This is a genomic window from Streptomyces sp. NPDC050546 (genome assembly GCF_044457425.1).
Lineage (GTDB): Bacteria > Actinomycetota > Actinomycetes > Streptomycetales > Streptomycetaceae > Streptomyces.
Genome location: NZ_JBITGX010000005.1, coordinates 172,635 through 193,957 on the forward strand (window position 1 = coordinate 172,635; position 21,323 = coordinate 193,957).

10 protein-coding genes, 1 other RNA gene and 1 pseudogene are annotated in these 21,323 nt (G+C 72.9%); 6 read left to right on the forward strand and 6 right to left on the reverse strand.

Annotated elements, in window-relative coordinates; translation table 11 throughout:
• The first annotated feature begins 72 nt into the window (after nt 1-72).
• From ACIBK5_RS14550 to ACIBK5_RS14560, 3 genes are all read left to right on the forward strand, one after another.
• The gene (locus ACIBK5_RS14550) at nt 73-414 is read left to right on the forward strand and encodes a MazG-like family protein (RefSeq protein ID WP_399019473.1); all 342 of its coding nucleotides are present in this window, start codon (nt 73-75) and stop codon (nt 412-414) included.
• Between the two features lie 135 nt (nt 415-549).
• Nucleotides 550-2,070 (forward strand): MFS transporter, encoded by a 1,521-nt coding sequence (locus ACIBK5_RS14555; protein WP_399019475.1) that lies wholly within the window; start codon nt 550-552, stop codon nt 2,068-2,070.
• The gene (locus tag ACIBK5_RS14560; protein ID WP_399019476.1) at nt 2,030-12,829 is read left to right on the forward strand and encodes an amino acid adenylation domain-containing protein; all 10,800 of its coding nucleotides are present in this window, start codon (nt 2,030-2,032) and stop codon (nt 12,827-12,829) included. Before ACIBK5_RS14555 ends, ACIBK5_RS14560 begins: the two co-directional genes overlap by 41 nt.
• Before the next feature lie 72 nt (nt 12,830-12,901).
• Here ACIBK5_RS14560 and ACIBK5_RS14565 read toward each other — a convergent pair whose 3' ends face one another.
• A complete protein-coding gene (locus ACIBK5_RS14565) occupies nt 12,902-14,551 on the reverse strand; it encodes an MFS transporter (RefSeq protein WP_399019478.1) in 1,650 nt (549 codons plus the stop codon).
• Nucleotides 14,552-14,701: 150 nt separating this feature from the next.
• On the opposite strand from ACIBK5_RS14565, the gene ACIBK5_RS14570 reads away from it, so the two are divergent.
• Complete coding sequence (locus ACIBK5_RS14570) at nt 14,702-15,280, forward strand: TetR/AcrR family transcriptional regulator (RefSeq protein WP_399019480.1); 579 nt, start codon at nt 14,702-14,704, stop codon at nt 15,278-15,280.
• 39 nt (nt 15,281-15,319) lie between these two features.
• Here ACIBK5_RS14570 and ACIBK5_RS14575 read toward each other — a convergent pair whose 3' ends face one another.
• Nucleotides 15,320-15,967 (reverse strand): TetR/AcrR family transcriptional regulator, encoded by a 648-nt coding sequence (locus ACIBK5_RS14575; protein WP_399019482.1) that lies wholly within the window; start codon nt 15,965-15,967, stop codon nt 15,320-15,322.
• A gap of 16 nt (nt 15,968-15,983) precedes the next feature.
• On the reverse strand, nt 15,984-16,619 hold the full coding sequence (locus ACIBK5_RS14580) for a TetR/AcrR family transcriptional regulator (RefSeq protein ID WP_399019484.1): 636 nt from the start codon (nt 16,617-16,619) through the stop codon (nt 15,984-15,986).
• 128 nt (nt 16,620-16,747) lie between these two features.
• Here ACIBK5_RS14580 and ACIBK5_RS14585 point away from each other — a divergent pair, with 128 nt between their 5' ends.
• Nucleotides 16,748-17,866, forward strand: coding sequence for a VOC family protein (locus tag ACIBK5_RS14585; protein WP_399019487.1), 1,119 nt, complete (start codon nt 16,748-16,750; stop codon nt 17,864-17,866).
• 69 nt (nt 17,867-17,935) lie between these two features.
• Nucleotides 17,936-18,874 (forward strand): fumarylacetoacetate hydrolase family protein, encoded by a 939-nt coding sequence (locus ACIBK5_RS14590; protein WP_399019489.1) that lies wholly within the window; start codon nt 17,936-17,938, stop codon nt 18,872-18,874.
• Between the two features lie 239 nt (nt 18,875-19,113).
• Here the strand turns inward: ACIBK5_RS14590 and rnpB are convergent.
• The 3 genes and pseudogenes from rnpB to ACIBK5_RS14605 form a co-directional block, all read right to left on the reverse strand.
• An RNA gene (gene rnpB, locus ACIBK5_RS14595) (RNase P RNA component class A) lies at nt 19,114-19,523 on the reverse strand.
• Between the two features lie 115 nt (nt 19,524-19,638).
• Nucleotides 19,639-20,418: pseudogene (locus ACIBK5_RS14600) on the reverse strand (DMT family transporter); the annotation flags it as partial.
• 19 nt (nt 20,419-20,437) lie between these two features.
• Nucleotides 20,438-21,262: an AraC family ligand binding domain-containing protein gene (locus ACIBK5_RS14605; protein ID WP_399020006.1), complete on the reverse strand. Its 825-nt coding sequence runs from the start codon at nt 21,260-21,262 to the stop codon at nt 20,438-20,440.
• Nucleotides 21,263-21,323: the final 61 nt, after the last annotated feature.

Here is a 21,323-nt window from a genome sequence, read left to right on the forward strand (position 1 = left end):
GCTGCCGGGGGAGTACCTGGAGTAGCGGCGGCTGCCGGGGGCGTTGTCAGACCCTCGTGCCAGGCTGCGCCCATGAGCGACCAGAATCCGCCCGGGCCCGACCTGTGGACCACCGTCGACACCCTGACACAGTGGCTCGACTCCACTCGCCCGGTCGAGGGCCGCGAGGGCTTGCTCCTGCGCGTCCTGAAGCTGTCCGAGGAGGTCGGCGAGGTCGCCGAGGCGGTCATCGGCGCGACCGGCCAGAACCCGCGCAAGGGCATGACCCACGACTGGGACGACGTCCAGTCGGAACTGTGCGACGTGGTGATCACGGCGCTGGTGGCCCTGCGGACCCTGACGCCGGACGCGCGCGAGGTGTTCGCGGGACATCTCGAGCGGGTGCGGGATCGGTCCCTGGCCTCGCCGGGCTGACGTCCTCGGCCGCAATCGGCACCGCGCTGATCAGCGGATATTCGACAACGCCCCGCCCCCGCCCCTTCGTCGGGCTACGCTGCGGATGAATATGCCGAGCGGCCGGATCCTGGCCCTGCCGGGTTGAGGAGTCTGGTGACGGGGGTGGACTTAAGGTTCCGGTCCCTGGTGGTCGCGCACGCCGTGTCGGCCTACGGGACCTACCTGAACCTGATCGCGCTGAGCCTGTTCTCGTACGAGGTCACCGGTAGTGCCCTGGGCGTGGGCGCGGTGATGGCGGTGCGGCTGCTGGCCGGTGTCACGGCAGGTCTCACCGCCGGGGCCGTGACCGCGAGGGTCACGCGCCGGACCGTCATGGTGGCGACGGACCTCGCCCAGACCCTCGCCATGGTGCTGCTCGCCCTCTGGGCGTCGCGCACGCCGCTGTGGGTGCTGCTCGGGGCGGTGGTCGTGCTGGGCGCGGGGAACACGTTCTTCAACGTCGCCCTGCGCAGCGCGGTTCCGGTCATGGTCGGGCAGGACGACCGCGCCCGGGCGAACGGGGTGCTGGTCACGGCCCGGTCCATCGCCACGGTGCTGGGCTTCGCGTCGGCCGCGCCGGTCATCTCCCTCGGCGGTTTCGGCGTCGCGTTCGGGGTCAACGCCGCGAGCTTCGCGGTGTCCGCCGCCGCGGTGCTGATGCTCAGGCCGCGCACCGACGGCGAGGACGATCCGCGTACCGGCTCCGGCGGCGAGGACGAGAGGGATCCTCGTACCGACACCGGCGGCGAGGGCGGGGGCGATCCTCGCACCGGCACCAGCGGCGAGGGCGGGGGCGATCCTCGCACCGGCACCAGCGGCGAGGGCGGGGGCGATCCTCGCACCGGCACCGGCGGCGGCGACACGGTAAGCGACCCGGCGGCCGCGGAGGGCGGCGGGGAGAGGGCCGCGTCAGGGCGTGGCGGGCGGCTGCGACGCCGACTGGCGGGCCTCGCGGGCCCGTTGCTCGGCCTGATCGCGCTGCGGGGACTCGACGCGCTGGCGTCCGCGTCGCACAACGTCGCCCTGCCCCTGGCCGCGCACGCCGCCGAGCCGTCCGATCCGGCGGTGTTCATGGCCCGGTTCTGGGCGGCGTGGGCGGTGGGCACCCTCCTCGCCCACCAGGTCCTCAAACGCCGGTCGCACGGGACGTCCTGGGGCGAGCGGGCGTTCGCCGTCGGCACCTGTGCGATGTCGCTGTGCTTCGTGGCCGCGTTCACCGGACCGCCCGTCCCGGCCATGATCGCGGCGGCCGTGGCGGCCGGGTTCGCGGACGGCTGGACCGAGATCGTCTACACCTCGCGCCTCCAGGCGGCCCCCGACCGGCAGCGCGGTCGGCTGTTCGGGCTGTCCGCCACCGCCGAGCAGTCCGGGTTCGCCCTGGGCACGATCGCCGCCGCGGCCGCGCTCGAGGCCCTGCCCGCGCTCGCCGTCGTGGGCGTCTTCCACGGGGCGGCGGCGTGCGGGGCGCTGATGCTGCTCATGCTCACCGTCCGGCGGCGCGACGCGCGTAGAGACCAGGACCACTCAGACCGATCGTCCACCAGCGGGGAACCGGACCGATCGTCCACCAGCGGGGAAAAGGGAGAGGACACGCATGGAACGTCTACGGGGGCACGCCCTCTGCCGAGGCCCTGAGTCCGAGCGCACCGAGGCCGACCCGGTCGATGCCGTGCGGGCGCTGCTGAGCGCCGCCCGGTCCGCTTCCGGCGGAGCCGTCGTCACCGTCGCCGCCGACGGCACGACGGCCTCCCGGTCGTATCCCGAACTGCTGGACGCGGCCCGCCGTATGCTCGCCGGCCTGCGGGACCACGGGCTGCGGCGCGGCGACGCGGTGGTGCTGTGCGGGCTGCCGCTCGCCGAGTTCTTCCCCGCCTTCTGGGCCTGTGTGCTGGGCGGTGCCCTGCCGGTGGCCATCGCCGAGCATCCCGCGCCGGGCTCCCCGGCCGTCGAACGCCTGGGGCAGGCCTGCGCGTTACTCGACGGGCCGCTGGTCCTGACCGACGCGCCCGGCGCCGCGGCCCTCGCCCACACCCTGCCCGCGGCGCGCGTCGCCCTCGCCGGGGACTGCCTGAACACGCCGGCCAGGGACACCGACGACGACCACGTCATGCCGGACCCGTCCGACACCGCCCTGCTGATGCTGTCCTCGGGCAGCACCGGCGTCCCCAAGGCGGCGCGGCTGACGCACGCCGGGCTCGCCGACTTCGCGGCGAGCAGCCGGCGGATCCTCGACGTCCGCCCGGACGACACCATGGTGAACTGGCTGCCGGTCGACCACAGCGGCGCCTTCCTGCTCTACCACCTGCTCGCCGTCTTCACCGGCTGCACCAACGTCCACGCGCCCACCGAGCATGTGCTCACCGACCCGCTGCGCTGGCTCGACCTCCTCCACGAACACCGGGCGCGGCACAGCTGGGCACCGACCTTCGCCTACCGGCTGGTAGCGGACGCGCTCGCCGAAGCGGACGCGCTCGCCGAGCGGCCCGACGGCCACTGGGACCTGGGCGGCCTCAAGTCCCTGCTGTGCGGGGGCGAGCGGGTCGTGCTGCCGGTGCTGCGCCGCTTCCTCGACGCGACGGCCCCGTACGGGGTGCGCGAGGAGCACATCGCCCCGGTGTGGGGCATGGCCGAGACGGTCACGGCCGTCACCTACGGCCGGCTCGACCGGCCCGGGACCGTGCACCGCCTGCTCAAGAGCAGCCTGGGCGGGGACCTGGTCCCGGCCGGTGCGGACGCCCCGGACGCCGACTGCGTCACCTTCGTCGCGTCCGGTTCGCCCGCCCACGGCGTCACCCTGCGCGTCGTCGACGACCACGGCGACCTCGCCCCGCCCGGCCGCATCGGCCGGCTCCAGGTCCACTCCCCCGCGCGGCTCACCCCAGGCTACGTCGACAACCCCGAGGCGGACGCCGCGGCCTACCCGGCCGGGCGGGACTGGCTGGACACGGGCGATCTGGCCTTCCTCGACTCCGGCCAGGTCGTCATCACGGGCCGGCGCAAGGACCTGATCATCCTCAACGGCCACAACGTGTACTGCCACGAGGTGGAGGAGACCGCGACCGCCGTCGACGGCGTCCGGCAGGGCGAGATCGCCGCCTGCGGCATCCCGCACCCGGAGCGGGGCACGGAGGAACTCGCCGTGTTCTTCGTCAGCCGCGGCGCCGCCGAGGACACCCGGATCACCGCGGAGCTGAAGGCGGCGCTGTTCACCCGCCTCAGGCTCACCGCCGCGTACGTCCTGCCCGTACCGGCCGACGAGTTCCCGCGCACCCCGGCGGGCAAGGTGCGCCGCGCGGAACTCCAGAGCAGGCTGATCGACGGTGGCTTCGGCGCCACGGCCCCGGCTGCCCTGCCAGACGCGGACACCGTGACCCGAGCCGTCCGAGAGGAACTGGCCGCCGTGCTGGGCGGCCCCGTCGACGCGGACGTGCCGTTCTACGAACTCGGCCTGACCTCCGTACTGCTGGTGCGCCTGCGGAGCCGGCTGGCGGAACGTCTCGGCATGCCGGTCGCGCAGACCGCGTTCTTCGAGCATCCGACGGTCACGGCACTCGCCGCGCATCTCGCGAGCGGGCCGGGGGCGGCAGTCGTGCCGGAAACGGAGCCTTACGACGGCACGCCCGCGTCCGGCTCCCCCGAGCGACGGGTCGCCGTCATCGGACTGGCGCTGCGCTTCCCCGGCGCGCACTCGGCGGAGGGGTTCTGGGCCAATCTGCGGGACGGCGTGGACAGCGTCCGGGTGTTCGGCGTGCCGGGGCCCATGACCTCCGGCCACGCTCCCACGGCCTCCGGCCACGTGCCCGTCGCCGGAGTCCTCGACGGCGTCGAGGAGTTCGACCCGGACTTCTTCGGGCTGAGCCCCAAGGAGGCCGGGCTCACACATCCCGCGCACCGGCTGTTCCTGGAGTGCTGCCACCAGGCGCTGGAGGAGGGCGGCCACGCGGCGACCGCGCCGGGCGTCAGGGTCGGGGTGTTCGCCGGCTCGGGCATGCACCTCTACGGCCACCAGCAGACGTCCGTCACCGGCTCGCCGTACGACCCGTCCGACCCGGCCGCCGGAATGCAGACGGCCATCGGGCAGGAGACCGACTTCCTCGCCACCCGGGTCGCCTACCGCCTCGGTCTCACCGGCCCGGCGATCGGTGTGCAGACGGCCTGTTCCACATCGCTGGTCGCGGTGCACCTCGCGGTCCAGGCGCTGCTGACCGGCGAGACGGACCTGGCGCTGGCGGGCGCGGCGGCCGTGCATCTGCCCCAGGAGAGCGGCTATCACAGCCACCCCGGGTCGATCCTGTCCCCCACCGGACGATGTCGTGCCTTCGACGCGGAGGCCGACGGCACGGTCGGCGGCAACGGCGTGGCCGCCGTCCTGCTCAAGCGCCTCGACCGGGCGCTGGCCGACGGCGACACCGTGCACGCGGTGATCCTGGGCTCCGCGGTCAACAACGACGGCGCCGCCAAGGTCGGCTTCAGCGCCCCCGGCGTCGAGGGACAGGCCGATGTCGTGCGGCAGGCCCTGCGCAGGGCCGATGTACCCGCCGGGACGATCTCGTACGTGGAGGCGCACGGCACGGGAACGCGGCTCGGTGACCCGGTGGAACTCACGGCGCTGGCCCGGGTGCTGGGCGAGGGCGCGGGGCGCTCGGGCCGTTCCGGCGGTTGTGTCGTCGGCTCGGTGAAGCCCAACATCGGGCACCTCGACAGCTGTGCCGGAATGGCAGGGCTCATCAAGACGGTCCTGATGCTGCGCCACCGCACCCTGGTGCCGACACCGCATCTGAACCGGCCCAACCCGGAACTCCCGCTGACCGACGGCCTGTTGACTCTGGCCAGGGAACTGCGTCCCTGGTCGGTGCCGGACGGTGTGCCTCGCCGGGCCGGGGTCAGCGCGCTCGGCGTCGGCGGCACCAACGCCCATGTGGTGCTGGAGGAGGCCCCGCCCGCCCGCCCGCGTTCCGCTGAGGAACGGCCCGTCCTGGTCCCCGTGTCGGCTCGCGACCCCGAGGCCCTCGCCGAGCTGACGGCCGCGCTCCGCGAGCGGCTGCTGGCCCGGCCCGGCCTCCCGGCCGCCGACGTGGCCGCCACCCTGGCGCTCGGCCGGCCGCATCGCGCGGCACGCACCGCGGTGGTCGGGCGCACGGCCGGGGAACTCGCCCGCGCGCTGGAGGAGGACGCCCGCGCCGAGATCCCCGAGGTCTCCCCTCCCGGTCCGGTCGCCTTCGCCTTCGCGGGCCAGGGCAGCGCCCGCCGCGGCATGGCGAGCGGCCTGTACGCCACGCACCCGGCCGCGCGGGACACGCTCGACCGGTGCGAGAAGCTCTACGCCGGGGAGTTCGGCGGGAGCCTGCTGGAACGGCTCCTGGCCGCCCCCGGCCCCGCCGGTCCCTCCGGCTCCGCTGGTCCCGCCGGTCCCGCTGGTCCCGCTGGTCCCGCTGGTCTCAGTGGTCTCGCCGGGCCCTCCGCAGAGGACGACATCTGGCCCACCGAGACCGCGCAGGCCGCCCTCTTCGCCCATCAGGCGGCGCTGGCGGACGCCTGGCGGGCTGCCGGTATTCGCCCCGGGCTCCTGCTCGGCCACAGCGTCGGCGAGTACGCCGCCCTGTACGCGGCGGGCGCCCTGACCCTGGAGGACGGGCTGCGGCTCACCGCCTGGCGCGGGCGCCTCATGCAGGCCCGCTGCCCGGCCGGGGGCATGCTCGCCGTCCGGGCCGATCAGGACACCGCCCGACGGGTCGCGGACACCGCCGGTGCGGAACTCGCCGCGGTCAACGGCCCGCGCGCCCAGGTGCTCTCGGGCCCGCCGGGGGCCCTGAAGGAGGCGGCACGACTGCTCGACCTGGACGGCCTGCGGTGGCGTGCGCTGCCGGTCGACCGGGCGTTCCACTCCGCGGACGTCGACAGCGCCCTGGACGAGTTCCGGACCCGTGCGCGCGACGTGCCGTACCGGCCGCTGCACACGCCCTTGGTGACCACGGCCGACGGCGAGCCGCGCCCGGCGGGCTGGACGGTCGACGTGGACTACCTCTGCCGGCAGGCCCGGCAGCCGGTCCGCTTCGACCTCGCCATGGACACGGCCGTCGAGCAGGGGTTCCGGGACTTCGTGGAGATCGGCGCCGGGCGGACCCTCACCGGGCTCGGCCGGCACTGCGTTCCCGACAGCCGCTGGCTGAGCGGGCAGGGCGAAGGGGACGGGGCCGCCGAGCAGGCACACGGTTTCCTGACGGCGCTCGGCTCGCTGTACCGCGGGGGTGCCGACCTGGACTGGCGGGCGCTCCTCGGCGACGACGCCCGCCGGGTGCCGCTCCCCGGGCATCCCCTGCGGCGGAGCAGGGTGCCGTACCGGTCCGAGACACCGGTGGCGGCACCCGAGACACCGGTGGCGGCACCCGAGACGCCCGCACCGCCCGCCGATGAAGTAGTGGACACCATCCGGCAGTTGACGGCGGACAAGCTGGGCCGCCCGACCTCCGACGTCACCCCCGACAGTTCCTTCTTCGAACTCGGCGCGGACTCGCTCTCCCTGATGAGCATGACGACCGAGCTGGAAACGCGGTACGGCGTCCGCGTCCCGGTCCGGGAGGTGTTCGACTCGGCCGACACACCGCGCCGGCTGGCCGAACGGGTCGCGGGACTGCAACGGGTCGTGGGGCTGCAACGGGTCGTGGGGCTGCGGGACGACGACGCGCCGTCGGTCGCGCCGGTGGTGCGGGAGCCCGTGGCCGAGGACCCACCGGCGGCGCCCGCCGCTCCCCAGGAGGCGTCCCCGGACCTCCACGCCCTGTTCGGTCAGCAGCTACGGCTGGCGGAGCAACTGGTAGGCCAGGTCGGCGACATGATCTCCCGCCAACTGGACGTACTCGCGACAGCGCCCCGCACCACGACGGCACCTGCCCAGCCGCCGGCCCCCGTTGCCGAGCCCACCCTCGCCCCCTCCCCCTCACACTCGGATACGTTCGACTTCAGCCTCTACTTCTTCGGCGACTACCCCGAGCACACCGACAACGACAAATACGGCCTGATCATGGCCGCCGCCGACTTCGCCGACGAGCACGGCTTCCACGCCCTGTGGTTCCCCGAACGGCACTTCAACTCCTTCGGCGCGCTCTTCCCCAACCCCTCCGTGCTGGCCTCGGCCCTCGCCGCCCGGACCAGCCGGGTCCGGCTGCACGCCGGTTCCGTGGTGCTGCCGCTGCACCATCCCGCCCGGGTCGCCGAGGAGTGGTCGGTCGTCGACAACATCTCCGGCGGCCGGACGGGTCTGTGCTTCGCGAGCGGCTGGCACGCCACCGACTTCGCGCTCGCCCCGCAGCACTTCGGCCGGCACCGCGAGGTGATGTACGAGCACCTGGCGGCCGTACGGGACCTGTGGTCGGGGCAGGCGCTGAAGACGACGGCGGGCGACGGCACCCCGGTGGAGATCCGCCTGCATCCCCGCCCCGTACAGGAACGGCCGCCGATGTACGTGGCCGTCGTCGGGAACCCGGACAGCTACCGCCGGGCGGCCGCCGAGGACCTGGGCGTGGTCACCAATCTGATGACGCAGACGGTGGAGCAACTGGCCGAGAACATCGCCCTGTACCGGCGCTGCCGTGCCGAGCACGGTCTGGACCCGGCGGCCGGGCGGGTCGTGGTGCTCGTGCACACGTACCTGGAGGACGACGCGGAACGGGCGCGGGCCGAGGCGTACCGGCCGTTCCTGTCGTATCTGCGGTCCTCCCTCTCCCTCTTCGACCAGGTCACCAACAGTCTCGGCTTCCAGGTGGACCTGGAGAACACCCCGGAGGAGGACGTGGAGTTCCTCCTGGGGCGCGCCTACGAGCGCTACTGCGACTCCCGCGCGCTGATCGGCGACGAGCGGACGGCGGCGGAATCCGTGGGGCGGCTGCTGGCGGCCGGAGCGGACGAGATCGCCTGCTTCGTGGACTTCGGCGTACCGAGGGAGAAGGTGCTGGCGGCGCTGCCGGTGCTGGACCGGGTGAGGCGGAGCACGCCCAGGACGGCGGCGCGGGCCCTGCCCGAGCCCCGCCGTACGCCGCCCCGCACCGCCCTCACCCCGGCCCAGCGCCGTATCTGGTTCCTGGAGCAACTGCACCCGGGCACCGCCATGTACCACGAGCCCAAGGCGATCCGTCTCGACGGCCCGCTGGACGTACCCGCGCTGCGCTGGGCGCTGGACCGCGTCGCCGACCGGCACCCGGCGCTGCGCACGGTCTTCGGGGACACGGCCGGTGTCCCGTACCAGGAGATACGCGACCGTATGCCGCTCGACTGCCCGGTGGAGGACCACACGGGGTCGACACAGGAGGAGGCCCTGCGGGCGATGCTCGCGACGGACCACGGACTCGACCTCGCCTCGGGCCCTCTGGTCACGGCCCGCCTGCTACGGCTGTCCCCTGACCACCACCTGCTCTTCCTGATGGCGCACCACATCGTCTTCGACTCGTCGTCCACGGCCGTACTGGCCCGCGACCTGGCCGCGTACTACCGCGCCCGGCGGGGCGGAGGTTCCGCGCCGGGGCCGCTGTCCGAACCGCCGGCGGCCGCCGGACCGGATCCCTCCTCGCTCGGCTTCTGGCGGCAGCGCCTCGGCGGCGCACCGGAGCTGGCCCTGCCCACCGACCGGCCCCGTCCGCCGGTCAGGTCGGGAGCGGGCGCGAGCCTCACCCACTCCCTCGACGGGGAGCTCGTGGGCGGTCTGCGGACATTCGCCGCCCGCCACCGCGCCACTCTCTTCATGACGCTGACCGGCGCGATCGGCGCGGTCCTCGGCCGGTTCAGCGGGCAGCGGGACGTGGTGATCGGCACCGCGGTCGCCGCGCGTCCCGCCGGCGCCGAGGACCATGTGGGCCTGTTCCTCGACACCGTTCCGCTGCGCCTGGACCTCACCGGGGACCCGGACTTCCCGGCCCTGCTGCACCGGGTCCGCGAGAGCAGCACCTCCGCGTACGAACACAGCGGCGTCCCCTTCGACGAGTTGGTGGGCGCGCTCAACCCCCGTCGCGACCCGGGCCGCAATCCGCTGTTCCAGGTGATGGTGGAGTACGAGAACGAGGGCGAGGCCCCCTTCGACCCGCCGAGGCTGACGGCCACCCTGCTCGACGTGCCGAGCGCCCGCGCCCCGTTCGACCTCAGCGTCTACCTCACCCATCACGCGGGCGGCGTCCGGTTCATGGTCGAGTACGACACGGCCCTCTTCGACGAGACCACGGTGCGCCGATTCGTGGACTACGTCGAGCAGGTGCTGCGCCGCGCCCTCGCCACCCCCGACGCGCCCCTGCCCGAACTGACCGCCCTCACCGCCGCCGACGGCGAGACCCTGGCCCGCTGGGAGCACCCGGCGGGCGTGGAGGACCCGGCCGGCGTGGAAGACCCGGCCGGCGTGGAAGACCCGTCGTCCCCCGGCACCCTGCACGGCCTGTTCGAGCGGCAGGCCCGCCACACCCCGGGCGCCATGGCGCTGATCAGCGGGGAACAGCGGCTCTCCTACGCGGAGCTGGACGCGGCGGCCGACCGCCTCGCCCGGCAGCTCCGCACCCGGGGAGCGGCACGCGGGGAACGGGTGGCGGTGCTCCTGCCGCGCGGCCCGCACCTGATCACGGCCCTGCTCGCGGTCCTCAAGAGCGGCGCGGCCTACCTCCCCCTCGACCCGTCCCTCCCCACCCCACGCCTCTCCCTGCTGCTCGCCGACGCCACCCCCGTCCTCCTGCTCACCTCCGATGCCGCCCTCACCGCACACCCGGAGCTGGCGACCGGACTGCCCGTCCAGCGGGTGGACCAGGTGGACGACACCCTGGTGGACGACACTCTCCCCACCGGGCCCGTACCGGAGGGAGCCCGCCCGGAGGATCCGGCGTACTGCATCCACACCTCGGGCTCGACCGGCCGTCCGAAGGGCGTCATAGTCCCCCATCGGGGCCCGGCGAACCTGGTCCGCGGCCACCTGAGCCGCCACCCGGCCCTCCGTACCCTGCAGTGGACGTCACCGGCGTTCGACGTCAGCGTGCAGGAGATCTTCACGACGCTGGCCTCGGGAGCCGCGCTGGTCCTCGTCGACGACGCCGTACGGCACGACCCGGCGGCGGTGGCCGAGGCGGTGCGCTGCCACGAGGTGCAGCGGATGTTCATGCCCTGCACGCCGCTGAAGTACCTGATGGAGACCGCCCCCGAACTACCGTCCCTGCGCGAGCTGTTCTCGGCCGGTGAGGCACTCCAGCTCACGGCCGCGTTCCGCCGCTTCCTCGCCGCGCACCCGCACTGCGCGCTGTACAACCAGTACGGCCCCACGGAGACCTCGGTCATCGTCACCTCGCACCGTGTCGACCCGGACGGCGAGGAATGGCCGCCGATCGGCACCCCGGTGCCGGGAGCACGCGTGCTGCTGCTGGACGGCACGGGCCGGCAGGTCCCGGTCGGGGCGGTCGGCGAGATCCACGTGGGCGGGATCCCGGTGTCGTACGGCTACCACGACCGCCCCGCCGAGACCGCCGCGGCCTTCCTCGACGACGGCACGGGCGGGGTGCTGTACCGCACGGGCGACCTGGGCCGACTGCGTACGGACGGCACCCTGGACTACCTGGGCCGGGCGGACGACCAGGTCAAGATCCGCGGCTACCGGGTCGAACCCGGCGAGATCCAGGCGGCGTTGACGGCGCTGCCGACCGTCCGGGACGCGGCGGTCCTCACCCGCCGCGACCGCCACGGCGACATGGAACTGGTCGCGTACGTGGTCCTGGTTCCAGCGGCCTCCTGCCACTCCGTACGCACGGCACTGGCAGCCGGACTCCCCGACCACCTGGTGCCCCGCCACTGGGTGCCCCTGGACCGGCTGCCGGTGAACGCCTCGGGCAAGCTGGACCGCACGGCCCTGCCCGAGCCGGGCGACGGCTCCGACGAAGCGACTGTGGCCGCCGTGCCGACCACGGCCCTGGAGAAGACGCTGCACGACCTGTGGTGCGAGGAGCTGGACACGGACCCGGTCCCGGTCACCACGTCGTTCTTCGAACTCGGCGGCCACTCCCTGAGCGCGATCAGGCTGCTGAACCGCATGCGGGACGAGGCGGGCGTCGACCTCACGATGGCCGGCTTCTTCCTGGATCCGACCATCCGCGGCATCGCGACACGGGGCCGTGTGGTGGACACCGCGCCGATGCCGTCCACCCTGCGCCGACTATGGCGCCGCCACCACGCGCTCACGGACCCGAGCGTCTACAACATCGCCCACCGCATGGACCTGCGCGGCGAGGTGGACCCCGGCGCCCTGCACCGGGCCCTCACCGACCTGGTGGCCCGTCATCACGCCCTGCGCAGCCGCTCCGTACGTCGGCAGGACGGGGAGTACGCGGTGGAAGTCCTGGCGGAGGTCCCGGTCCCACTGCCGGTCACCGACCTCACGGGGGCGTCGGCGGACGCGGTGGACCGCTGGTGCGACGAGCAGGTGTCCACTCCCTTCGCGATGGACCGAGCCCCGCTGCACCGCTTCCGCCTGGCGAGGCTCGCCCCGGACCACTGGATCCTGGTGACGGTCTTCCACCACGCGGTCTGCGACGGCTGGTCCCTGGGCGTCATCCGGCGCGACCTGGCGGAGCTGTACAACGCCCACCGGACGGGCAGAGCACCTCAACTGCCCAGCGAGTTGCGGCAGTTCACGGACTTCGCCCGATCGGAACACGCACTGCCGGACGACCGCAGGACAGTCCTGGAACGCTTCTGGCGCACGGAACTCGAAGGCATCCCCCTGCGCCCGCCCCTCCCCTACGACCAACCGCACCCCGGCACGCTGTCCGGCCGGGGCGCCCTGCACACCTGGGTGATCGACGACGACACCCCAGCTCTCCTGGCCGACACGGCGACCCGCCTGGGCACCACCACGTACACGGTCCTCGCGGCCCTGTTCGCCAGGTGGCTGGGCGAGCTGTGCGGCGAGGGGAACGACATCGTCCTTGCGGCGTCGAGCGCGAACCGTGTCCAGCGTGACCGCTCGGAGATCGTGGGCATCCTGGGCGATGCCGTGTTGCTGCGGGCCCGACTCGGCGAGGCCGAGACCTTCGGCGACCTGGTCGCACAACTCGGTGCTTCCCTCTTCACGGCCCTCGACCACCAGGAACTCCCCCTGACGGAGGTGGTGTCCCTGGTGTCACCCGACCTGAAGGGCGCCCTGTTCCCCACGGTCCTCTTCACGGTGATCACCACGGACCCACCGGCCTTGGACCTCCAGGGCGTGTCGACTTCCGTACACGCCCTCCCCGTCCGGGGCGTGGCCCGCAACGAGCTGTACGTCGTGATCGCCCCGGAGGCCGACCGCATCACGGTCACCTTCGAGTACTCGACGGACTTGTTCACGAGGGAGACCGTCGAGGGGTGGGCCGGGTCCTTCACCCGGTTCCTGCGGGGGTAGGCCGGGCGGCACCGCCGGGCGGCGTCCCTGCTGGGCGGTATCACTGCCGGGCGGCGTCACTGCTCGGCGGTGTCACCGCTGGGCGGAGCCAGCGGACTCCACGGACTCCACGGGCTCCACGGACTCCTCGGCCCGGCCGGCTTCCGCCGTCGGCTCGTCGTCGCCGGGCTTGCCCGTGGCCTTGCGGCCGGGCAGCACGGCGATGACGATCATGGTTCCGGCGGCCATGATGACCGCGCCGACGAGGCTGGTCTGCGCGATGGCGTGGGCGAAGGACTCGTGCACCGCGTCGATGAGTGCCTGGGCCTGCCGGGCCCCGCCGTCGGGGGTCTTCGCGACCTGCTCGGCGACGGCGAGGCCGCCGCCCACCGAGTCCTGGGCGGTGTCCATCGCGGTGGCCGGGAGGTGTCCGCCGACCAGGTCGGTCAGCTTGTCCTTGTAGGACGTGGCGAGGAGCGAGCCGAGGACGGCGATGCCGAGGGCGCCGCCGAGTTCCAGGGCGGTGTCGTTCGCGCCGCCGCCCACGCCCAGCTCCGACTCGGGGAAGGAGCCCATGATGGTGTCGGTGGCCGGGGACAGGCTCAGGCCGATCGCGAAGCCGAGCAGCAGCAGCGGCGCCAGGAAGTCGGTGTACGTGGAGCCCGACTCGATCCGAGTGAGCAGCAGGACGCCCACGGTGCCGAGCGCCATACCGGTCCCCACCACCAGCTTCACACCCAGCTTCGGGGCCAGCCGGCCAGTCACCGCGGCACCGGCGAAGACGGCTCCGGCCAGCGGCAGCAGCCGTACGCCGGTCTCCAGCGCGCTGTAGTCGAGGACGAACTGCAGGAACTGGGTGGAGTAGTAGATCGAGCCGAAGGTGCCGAAGAAGAAGAACAGCACCGCGAGCATCGAGCCGCTGAAGGGGCGCTCCCTGAACTTGCGCACGTCCAGCATGGGGTTGGGGTGGCGCAGCTCCCAGGCGACGAAGGCGAGCAGGCCGACGCCGGCGACCACGGCCGCGGCGATCGGGCCGGCGCCCCAGCCGAAGTGCGGGCCCTCGATGGCCGCGTAGACCAGGGAGCCGATGGAGACGATGGAGAGCAGGCCGCCGACGTAGTCGATCGCGCCCATCCGCTCCGCCTTGGACGGCGGTACGAGAAGCAGGGCGCCGACGACGCCGAGCACCGCGATGGGGACGTTGATCAGGAAGGTGGAGCCCCAGGCGTGGTCCTCCAGCAGCCAGCCGGCGGCGAGCGGCCCGGCGGCGATGGCGAGGCCCGAGGTGGCGCTCCAGGCCGTGATGGCCTTGGCCCGCTCGGCCCTCGGGAAGATCGCGACCAGCAGGGACAGGGTGGCCGGCATGACGACGGCGGCACCTATGCCCATGATCGCTCGGGCGGTGATGACCAGGGTGGTCTCGTCGACCATGCCGCCCATCACCGAGCCGCCCGCGAAGATCAGCAGACCGAGGATCAGCGCCCCGCGGCGGCTGTACTTGTCGCCGATCGCGCCCAGGACGAGCATCAGCGCGGCGTACGGGACGGTGTAGCCGTCGACGACCCACTGCAGATCGCTACTGGTCAGCCCCAGGTCCTTGGTCATGTCCGGCGCCGCCACGATCAGCGACGTGTTCGCCATGACGACGATCAGCAGGCTCAGGCAGAGCACCAGCAGGGCCCACCAGCGCCGTGGATAGGGGGCTGTCATCTTCTCGGCCGGTGTGTCGGCAAGCAGCGGCATCGGAGGCTCCTCGGGGCGAAGCGGCGGGCAAAGCGACGGGGCAGTTATTTGCCCAACGATGTGCAGACTAGTTTATTGCCCATCAGTGTGCAAATATCGAACCGCCCTCCCCCGGCGACCGTCGACCCTCGACCGGAGATCCGATCCGCCATGACCCGCCCATGCCGACCGGCCCACCCCACAAGGGCCCGCATCCTGGAAGCGGCGAGACGGGAACTGGGCCGCGACCCCGACAGCAGCCTCACGGACATCGCCGAGGCCGCCGGGGTGGTGCGCCGCACCGTCTACGGCCACTTCGCCGGCCGGGCCGCGCTGGTGGAGGGCCTCGCCACGGAGGCCGCTGAGGCACTGCGCGGCGCCCTGGCGGCGGTGGCACCCGACCCCGACGCGGTCACCGCCCTGACGCGCTTCGTCCAGGCGCTGTGGCCCGTCGGCGACCGCTACCGCATGCTGCTGAGACTCGGGCCGCAGAACCTGGAGACGGCACGCGTCGACGAAATCCTCGCCCCCGCCCGTGACATGGCGACGGCGATCATCGAGCAGGGGCAGCGGCAGGGCGCCTTCCGCACCGGCATCCCGCCGGTCCCGCTCGGCAGAGCGCTCGAGAGGTTCCTCCTGGCCCTCCTGGAGTGCGTGAACGCCGGCACCTGGAGCGACGACGGCACACGCAGCGCGGGGGCGGCGCTGATCGCGGTAGGGGCGGACGCCTCGACCGAGCCCACCGGATGAGCTCACACGCAGGTCAGCGGCTCATCACCGCCGCCGCGATCAACTGTCGGACGCGCCGCCGTCCCGCAGCTCCGAGGCCACGTCCCGGACGATCGACGTGGCCGCCTCGTCCGACACCCCCGCGGCGACCAGCGTGGCCACCGCCGTCCGGGTTCCGTCGTCCTCCCACGCGCCCGTGTTGACGCTCTCCAGCAGGGAGAGGGTGACGGCCTCCAGCGCCGCGCTCAGCACCGCCGCCGGCAGATGGTCGTGGAACACGCCCGCGCGCTGACCGCGCTCCAGGATCGCGGTGGCCTCGTCGCGGGCCGGGGCGAGGGTCTCGGACACCCGTTGCGTGCCCAGGTCCTGGCGGGCGAGGGAGAGGAGCAGCCGATAGCGGTCGCCGACAGGCCAGATCGACAGGACGAACCGGGCCAGGGCCCGCTCCGGCGCCTCCTCGGCGTCCGGGACTCCGGCCGCGATGCCGCGCAGGGTCTCGGACGCCTCCTCGGCGAGCGCCTCCAGCAGGGCCGCGCGCCCCGGGAAATGCCCGAAGAGCGTACGGCGGACCACCCCGGCGGCCCGTGCGATCTCCTCCAGGGTCACATCGGGGTTCCGGCCGAGTTCCTGCCGGGCGGTGGCGAGGATCCGGGCCCGGTTGGAACGGGAGTTGCGGCGCAGCGGTTCGCGGACGACGGGTTTGTTCATGGCGCTCAAGCCCCTGTCAGTCGAGGTCGGGCAAGGGGCGGCGGGCGACGTCACGGGCGTCCTCGGGCGGCACTCCCAGCATGCGCAGCAGCATCTCGGCCAGGTTGGACGCGGCCTCGTCGCCGTCGAGCTCCGGCCGGGCGAACCGCAGCTCCACCAGCGCCAGCAGCGAGCCACCCAGGGCGGTCACGGCGACGGTGGGATCGGCGATGGTGAACCGGCCGGAGGCGATACCGGCCTCCAGATCACGCACCGCGCGCGGCGCCAGGCCCGATTCCGAGTGGATGTGCCCGAGCCCGCGGTGGCGCAGCACCTGCATCAGCTCGGACCGGGACTCGGCCAGGCGCACACTGAGGCGGAAGCCGGCCGCGACGAGCTCCGCCGGGTCGTCGACGTCCCGCAGATGCTCGTCGAAGGCCTGGCCGAACTCTTCGAGGGCGTCCCGCACCGCCGCGTCGAACAGCTCCGTCTTCGACTCGAAGTGGTTGTAGAAGGAGCCGAAGCCGACGTCCGCGCGCTCCGCGATCAGCTGGATGCTCGCGCTGGTGTCCCCGGTCTCCGCGAGGATCTGCCGCGCGGCGCGGACGAGTGCCTGACGGGTCTCGGCACGGCGCCGTTCGAAGCGGTTGCGGGGCGGGGCTGACGACGGCATGCGCGCGAGTCTAGCAACGCCCCTCCAGTCCTGATGAAATCTTCAGTTTACTTGAGGCCGACTATTGACGATCGAAGAGTCAAAGCTGATGATTCCATCACTAAGGCAAATGTTGCTTGGAGGACGTCATGTCCAAGACGGCTCATCAGGACCTCCACAGCGAGCGGGGCGCCCAGCGCGGCGAGCACCCCGGCCGCTCCCGGAACCCGGTGATCAAGGTGGCCGACCTGGCCTGGCTGGAGTTCGAGAAGCCCGATCTGGACCGTGCCGAGATCTTCGCCCGGGACTTCGGCTTCGCCATCGCCGCCCGCACCGACCGGGAACTGTGGCTGCGCGGCACCTTCCCTGGCTCACCGTGCATGGTGATCCGGCGCGGCCGTACGTCCCGCTTCATCGGCCCGGCCTTCCGCGCGGCGGAGCGGGCCGACCTGGACCGGCTGGCCCGGGCGACGGGCACGGCCGTACGGGACTCCGACGTGCCCGGCGGCGGCAGGGCGGTCGATCTGCTCGACCCCTCGGGCCTCCCCGTACGCGTGACGCACGGCATCGAGGACCTGCCACCCCTGCCCGAACAACGACCGCTCCTCCTCAACTCAGGCACCGAGCACCGCCGTACGAACGCCACACAGCGGCCCCCGCGCGAGCCGTCCCGGATCCAGCGACTGGGCCATGTCGTCCTGGAGACCCGCGTGTTCACCCGGGCCCTGGACTGGTATCTGGACACGCTCGGCATGATCGTGTCCGACTTCCTCTTCCTGGACGGGCAGCGCGACCGCGGCCCGACGATGGCGTTCATCCGCTGCGACCAGGGCGGCCTGGCCGTGGACCACCACACCCTGGCGATGCATCTGGGGCCGGGCACGGGATACGTCCACTCCGCCTACCAGGTGACCGACCTGGACTCCATCGCCGCCGGCGGCGAGTACCTGGCCGAGCGCGGCTACCGGCGCAGCTGGGGCATCGGCCGGCACATCCAGGGCAGCCAGCTCTTCGACTACTGGCGCGACCCCGACCGCTTCATGCTGGAGCACTTCGCCGACGGCGACCTGTTCTCCCGCGACGTCGAGCCCGGCTGGGCGCCCATGTCGACGAGCGGCCTGGCCCAGTGGGGCCCGCCGGCCACCCGCGACTTCCTCGGCGCGAGCCCCTCCCCACGACGGGTCCGCGAAGTCGTCCAGGCCCTGCGGGGCGACAACGAACTGGACCCGGCACGCCTGCTTGGCCTGCTGAGGGCCGCGAACTCCTGACCCCAGCCCACGCCCCCCAGCCCCACGCCCCCAGCCCACGACCCCTGCCCACGAGACGAAGGCACAGACATGAGCACGAACATCCTGCGCACCACCGACGGCTGGTGGGTGGCCCTCGGCGACCGCGCCGTCCCCATCGACACCAAGGCCACCACGACCACCGAGCTGCTGGCCGACCGCCCCGCCGTACGGGAAGCGGCCCTTTCCGGTGCGGCGGGCACACCGGTCGCCGCCCTGACGCCGCTCTCCCCGGTCACCACGCCCTGCCGGGTGGTCGCCCAGATGGTCAACTACCGCAGCCACGCCCGCGATTCAGGCTTCACCGGCGACATCCCGCCCGCCTTCTTCCGCAAGGCGTCCGGTTCGGTCAGCGGCCCGCACGAGACCATCGTCCGCCCACCGCACGTACGACTCCTCGACTACGAGATCGAGCTGGGCCTGGTCATGGGCGCGCCCCTGCCCATCGGCACCGTCGTCGACGAACGCGACCTGCCGTCGTACGTCGCCGGACTCGTGATCACCAACGACGTCAGCGCCCGGGACGTACAGCTGACCAGGACGCAGTTCTACGAGAGCAAGTCGTACCCCACCTTCACACCGACCGGCCCCTTCCTCTCCCTCCTGGAACCGGAGGACTTCGCCCATCTCCCCGACCTGCGACTGAGGCTGTCGGTGAACGGCGAGCCACGCCAGGACCACACCCTCGCCGACATGATCGTCCACCCGGCCCGGGCACTCACCCTGCTCTCCCGCTTCCAGCCCCTCGCCCCCGGCGACCTCCTCCTCACCGGCACCCCCGGCGGCACGGCACTGAAGGCCCCACCAAAGCCGGTCGAGAAGCTCGCCGCACTGCTACCACCGGCGATGAAGTGGAAGGTGTTCTTCAACGCCCAGGCGAAGAACCCCCGCTACCTACGCCACGGCGACGTGGTGACAGCGACCATCGCGACGCCGGACGGACGCATCGAACTCGGGGAGCAGCGGACGCCCGTGACGCACGCGAGTTGACCGAGGCGAACCGACACCTGAGCCGGTCCGGTCCGCGTGACCTACCGCGACGACGCGTGCGAGCACCCGCTGCGGCGGATGCCGTCCTCGGCTGCGACGGCGCCAACAGCCTCACGCGCGAGGCCATCGGCGCCGGATGGCAGGACCTGCGCTTCGAGGGACGCTGAACCGCCATCGATCGGAAAGGGCCTCCGCCGCCGATCAGAGGCGGCTTACCGAGGCAAAGCCTCAGGAAGCGGCAGACGAGTCGGGCTGTACGCCGGGTTCTGTTCCCGGGGTTCCTCGCGGAGCCCCGGGCGACGGCCATCCATCTAGGGTCGGCGTTGCCGCCGGCCTCGTGCGGTCTACCCGCGGACTCGGGCGGGCAGCCCTCGGTCGTCCGCGCAGAGCCGCTTTTTACGGCGGCTCCTCTTGACCTTGCTCCGGGTGGGGTTTACCTAGCTGCCTGAGTCACCTCAAGCACTGGTGGTCTCTTACACCACCGTTTCACCCTTACCGAGGACCGAGGTCCCCGGCGGTCTGTTTTCTGTGGCACTGTCCCGCGGGTCACCCCGGGTGGCCGTTAGCCACCACCCTGCCTTGTGGAGCCCGGACGTTCCTCGGGAAGCTCCCCGTCAGGGGGACTCCACGCGGCCGTCCGCCCGGCTCGTCTGCCGTGTCGACCATGGTACCCGGCGGACAACACGCTTCGGCGCCGCCGCCGTGGCCAGTACCGAGCCCGCCAGGATCAGGGTGAACGCGACGCCGATGCCCAGCGTCAGCTCCTCGTCCAGGAAGAGCGCGCCCGCGGCGACCGCCACCGCCGGGTTGACGTACGTGATCACGCCGGCCCGCGTCGGGCCGACCTCCTTGATCAGCTCCAGGAAGGCCACGAACGCGATCGCGGTGCAGACGACGCCCAGGCCGGCGAGGGCTGCCAGGACCTCGCCCGACGGCATGGTGGCGGGCCTGGTCAGGAAGGCCGCGGGGGCGTAGACGGCGGCGGCCAGCGTGAGGCACGGGGTGATCAGCTGGAGCGTCGGGACGTCCTTGAGGTACCGGGCCGCTATCAGCGGGGCCGTGGCATAGCCGACGACCGTCACCAGCACCTCGGCCATCGACAGGGCGTCGCCGCCGGTGAGGTGCGGCAGGGTGAGGACTGTGACACCCGCGAGGCCGAGGGACAGGCCCGCGACGCGGCGGGCGCCCACGTGCTCCTCGGCGCCGAAGAAGCGGGCCAGCAGCAGGGCGACGATCGGCACGCCCGCGATGAGAAGCCCGGCGGTGGAGCTGGACAGGTGACGTTCGGCGTCGGTCAGGGTCCACCAGGGGCCGACGATCTCGATGACGGCGAAGGCCAGCATCGGCTTCCAGTGCGCCCGCACGGTACGGCCGAAGCCGCCCTGGCGCAGGGCGAAGGGGAGCAGGAGCGCGGCGCCGAGGGCGCAGCGTGCGAACACGACCATGGACGGGGACAGCTCGTCCACCGCCACCTTGATCATCAGGTAGGGGACACCCCAGACGACTCCCATCAGGGAGAACAGGAACCACCCGCGTGCAGTCATACGGCGAGTCTCGGCCGTCTCACCCCGCCGTGTCTTGAACGCTGTTGCGGTACGCCGCCGGGGTCACCCCCAGAACCCGGCGGAACCAGCGGGTGAGGTGCGCCTGGTCGGCGAAGCCGACGAGTCCGGCGACCTCGGCGGGGCGCAGGCCGGACTCCAGGAGGCCACGGGCCCTGGCGACCCGGTGCTGGGCGAGCCAGGCGTACGGCGGTACGCCCATGGTCGTGCGGAAGACGCGCAGCAACTGGTAGCGGGAGAGGCCGAGGTCGGTGGCGAGGGCGGCCAGGGAGGGAGGGTCCAGCAGTTCGTCGGCGAGGCGGTCGCGTACGGACCTGGCGATGTGGCCGGCGCCGGGCACCGTGTCCTCGCTCGCGCGGGCCGTGGAGTGGCGGCGGGCCAGGGCCGTGAGCAGCCAGGGCAGCCGGGACTCGGCCTCCAGGGGGTCGGGGCAGATGCTGATGTCCGTATGGGCGCGGCGGAGGGCGGTGGCCAGGTCCGGGTCGTGGAGGACGGCGTCACGGAAGTGCGGGAGCCCGCCGCCGAGGGTGCCGTCGGTGAGGAGGGACGGTTCGGCGTAGAGGGCCTGGTAGGCGTATCCGTCGGCGGCGGCCGGGCCGCCGGTGTGCATCTCGCCCGGCTCCAGGACGACGATCGAGCCGGGGTAGGAGTGGATACGGCCCCCTCGGTACGCGATGACCTCCGAGCCGCCGACCGTGACGCCGATGGTGAACTCGGTGTGCGCGTGGGGCGCGTAGACGTGCTGGTCGAAGTGAGCGGTGAGCAGGTCGAGGGGCGGGCCGGAGCGGCCCAACCTTGCCCTGGTCCAGCGGGCCTGTTCTCGCATGCGCTGCTGTGTGCTCACGTCGCCCCCCAGCGCATAGAGCATCAGAGGAAGCCGGTGGTGT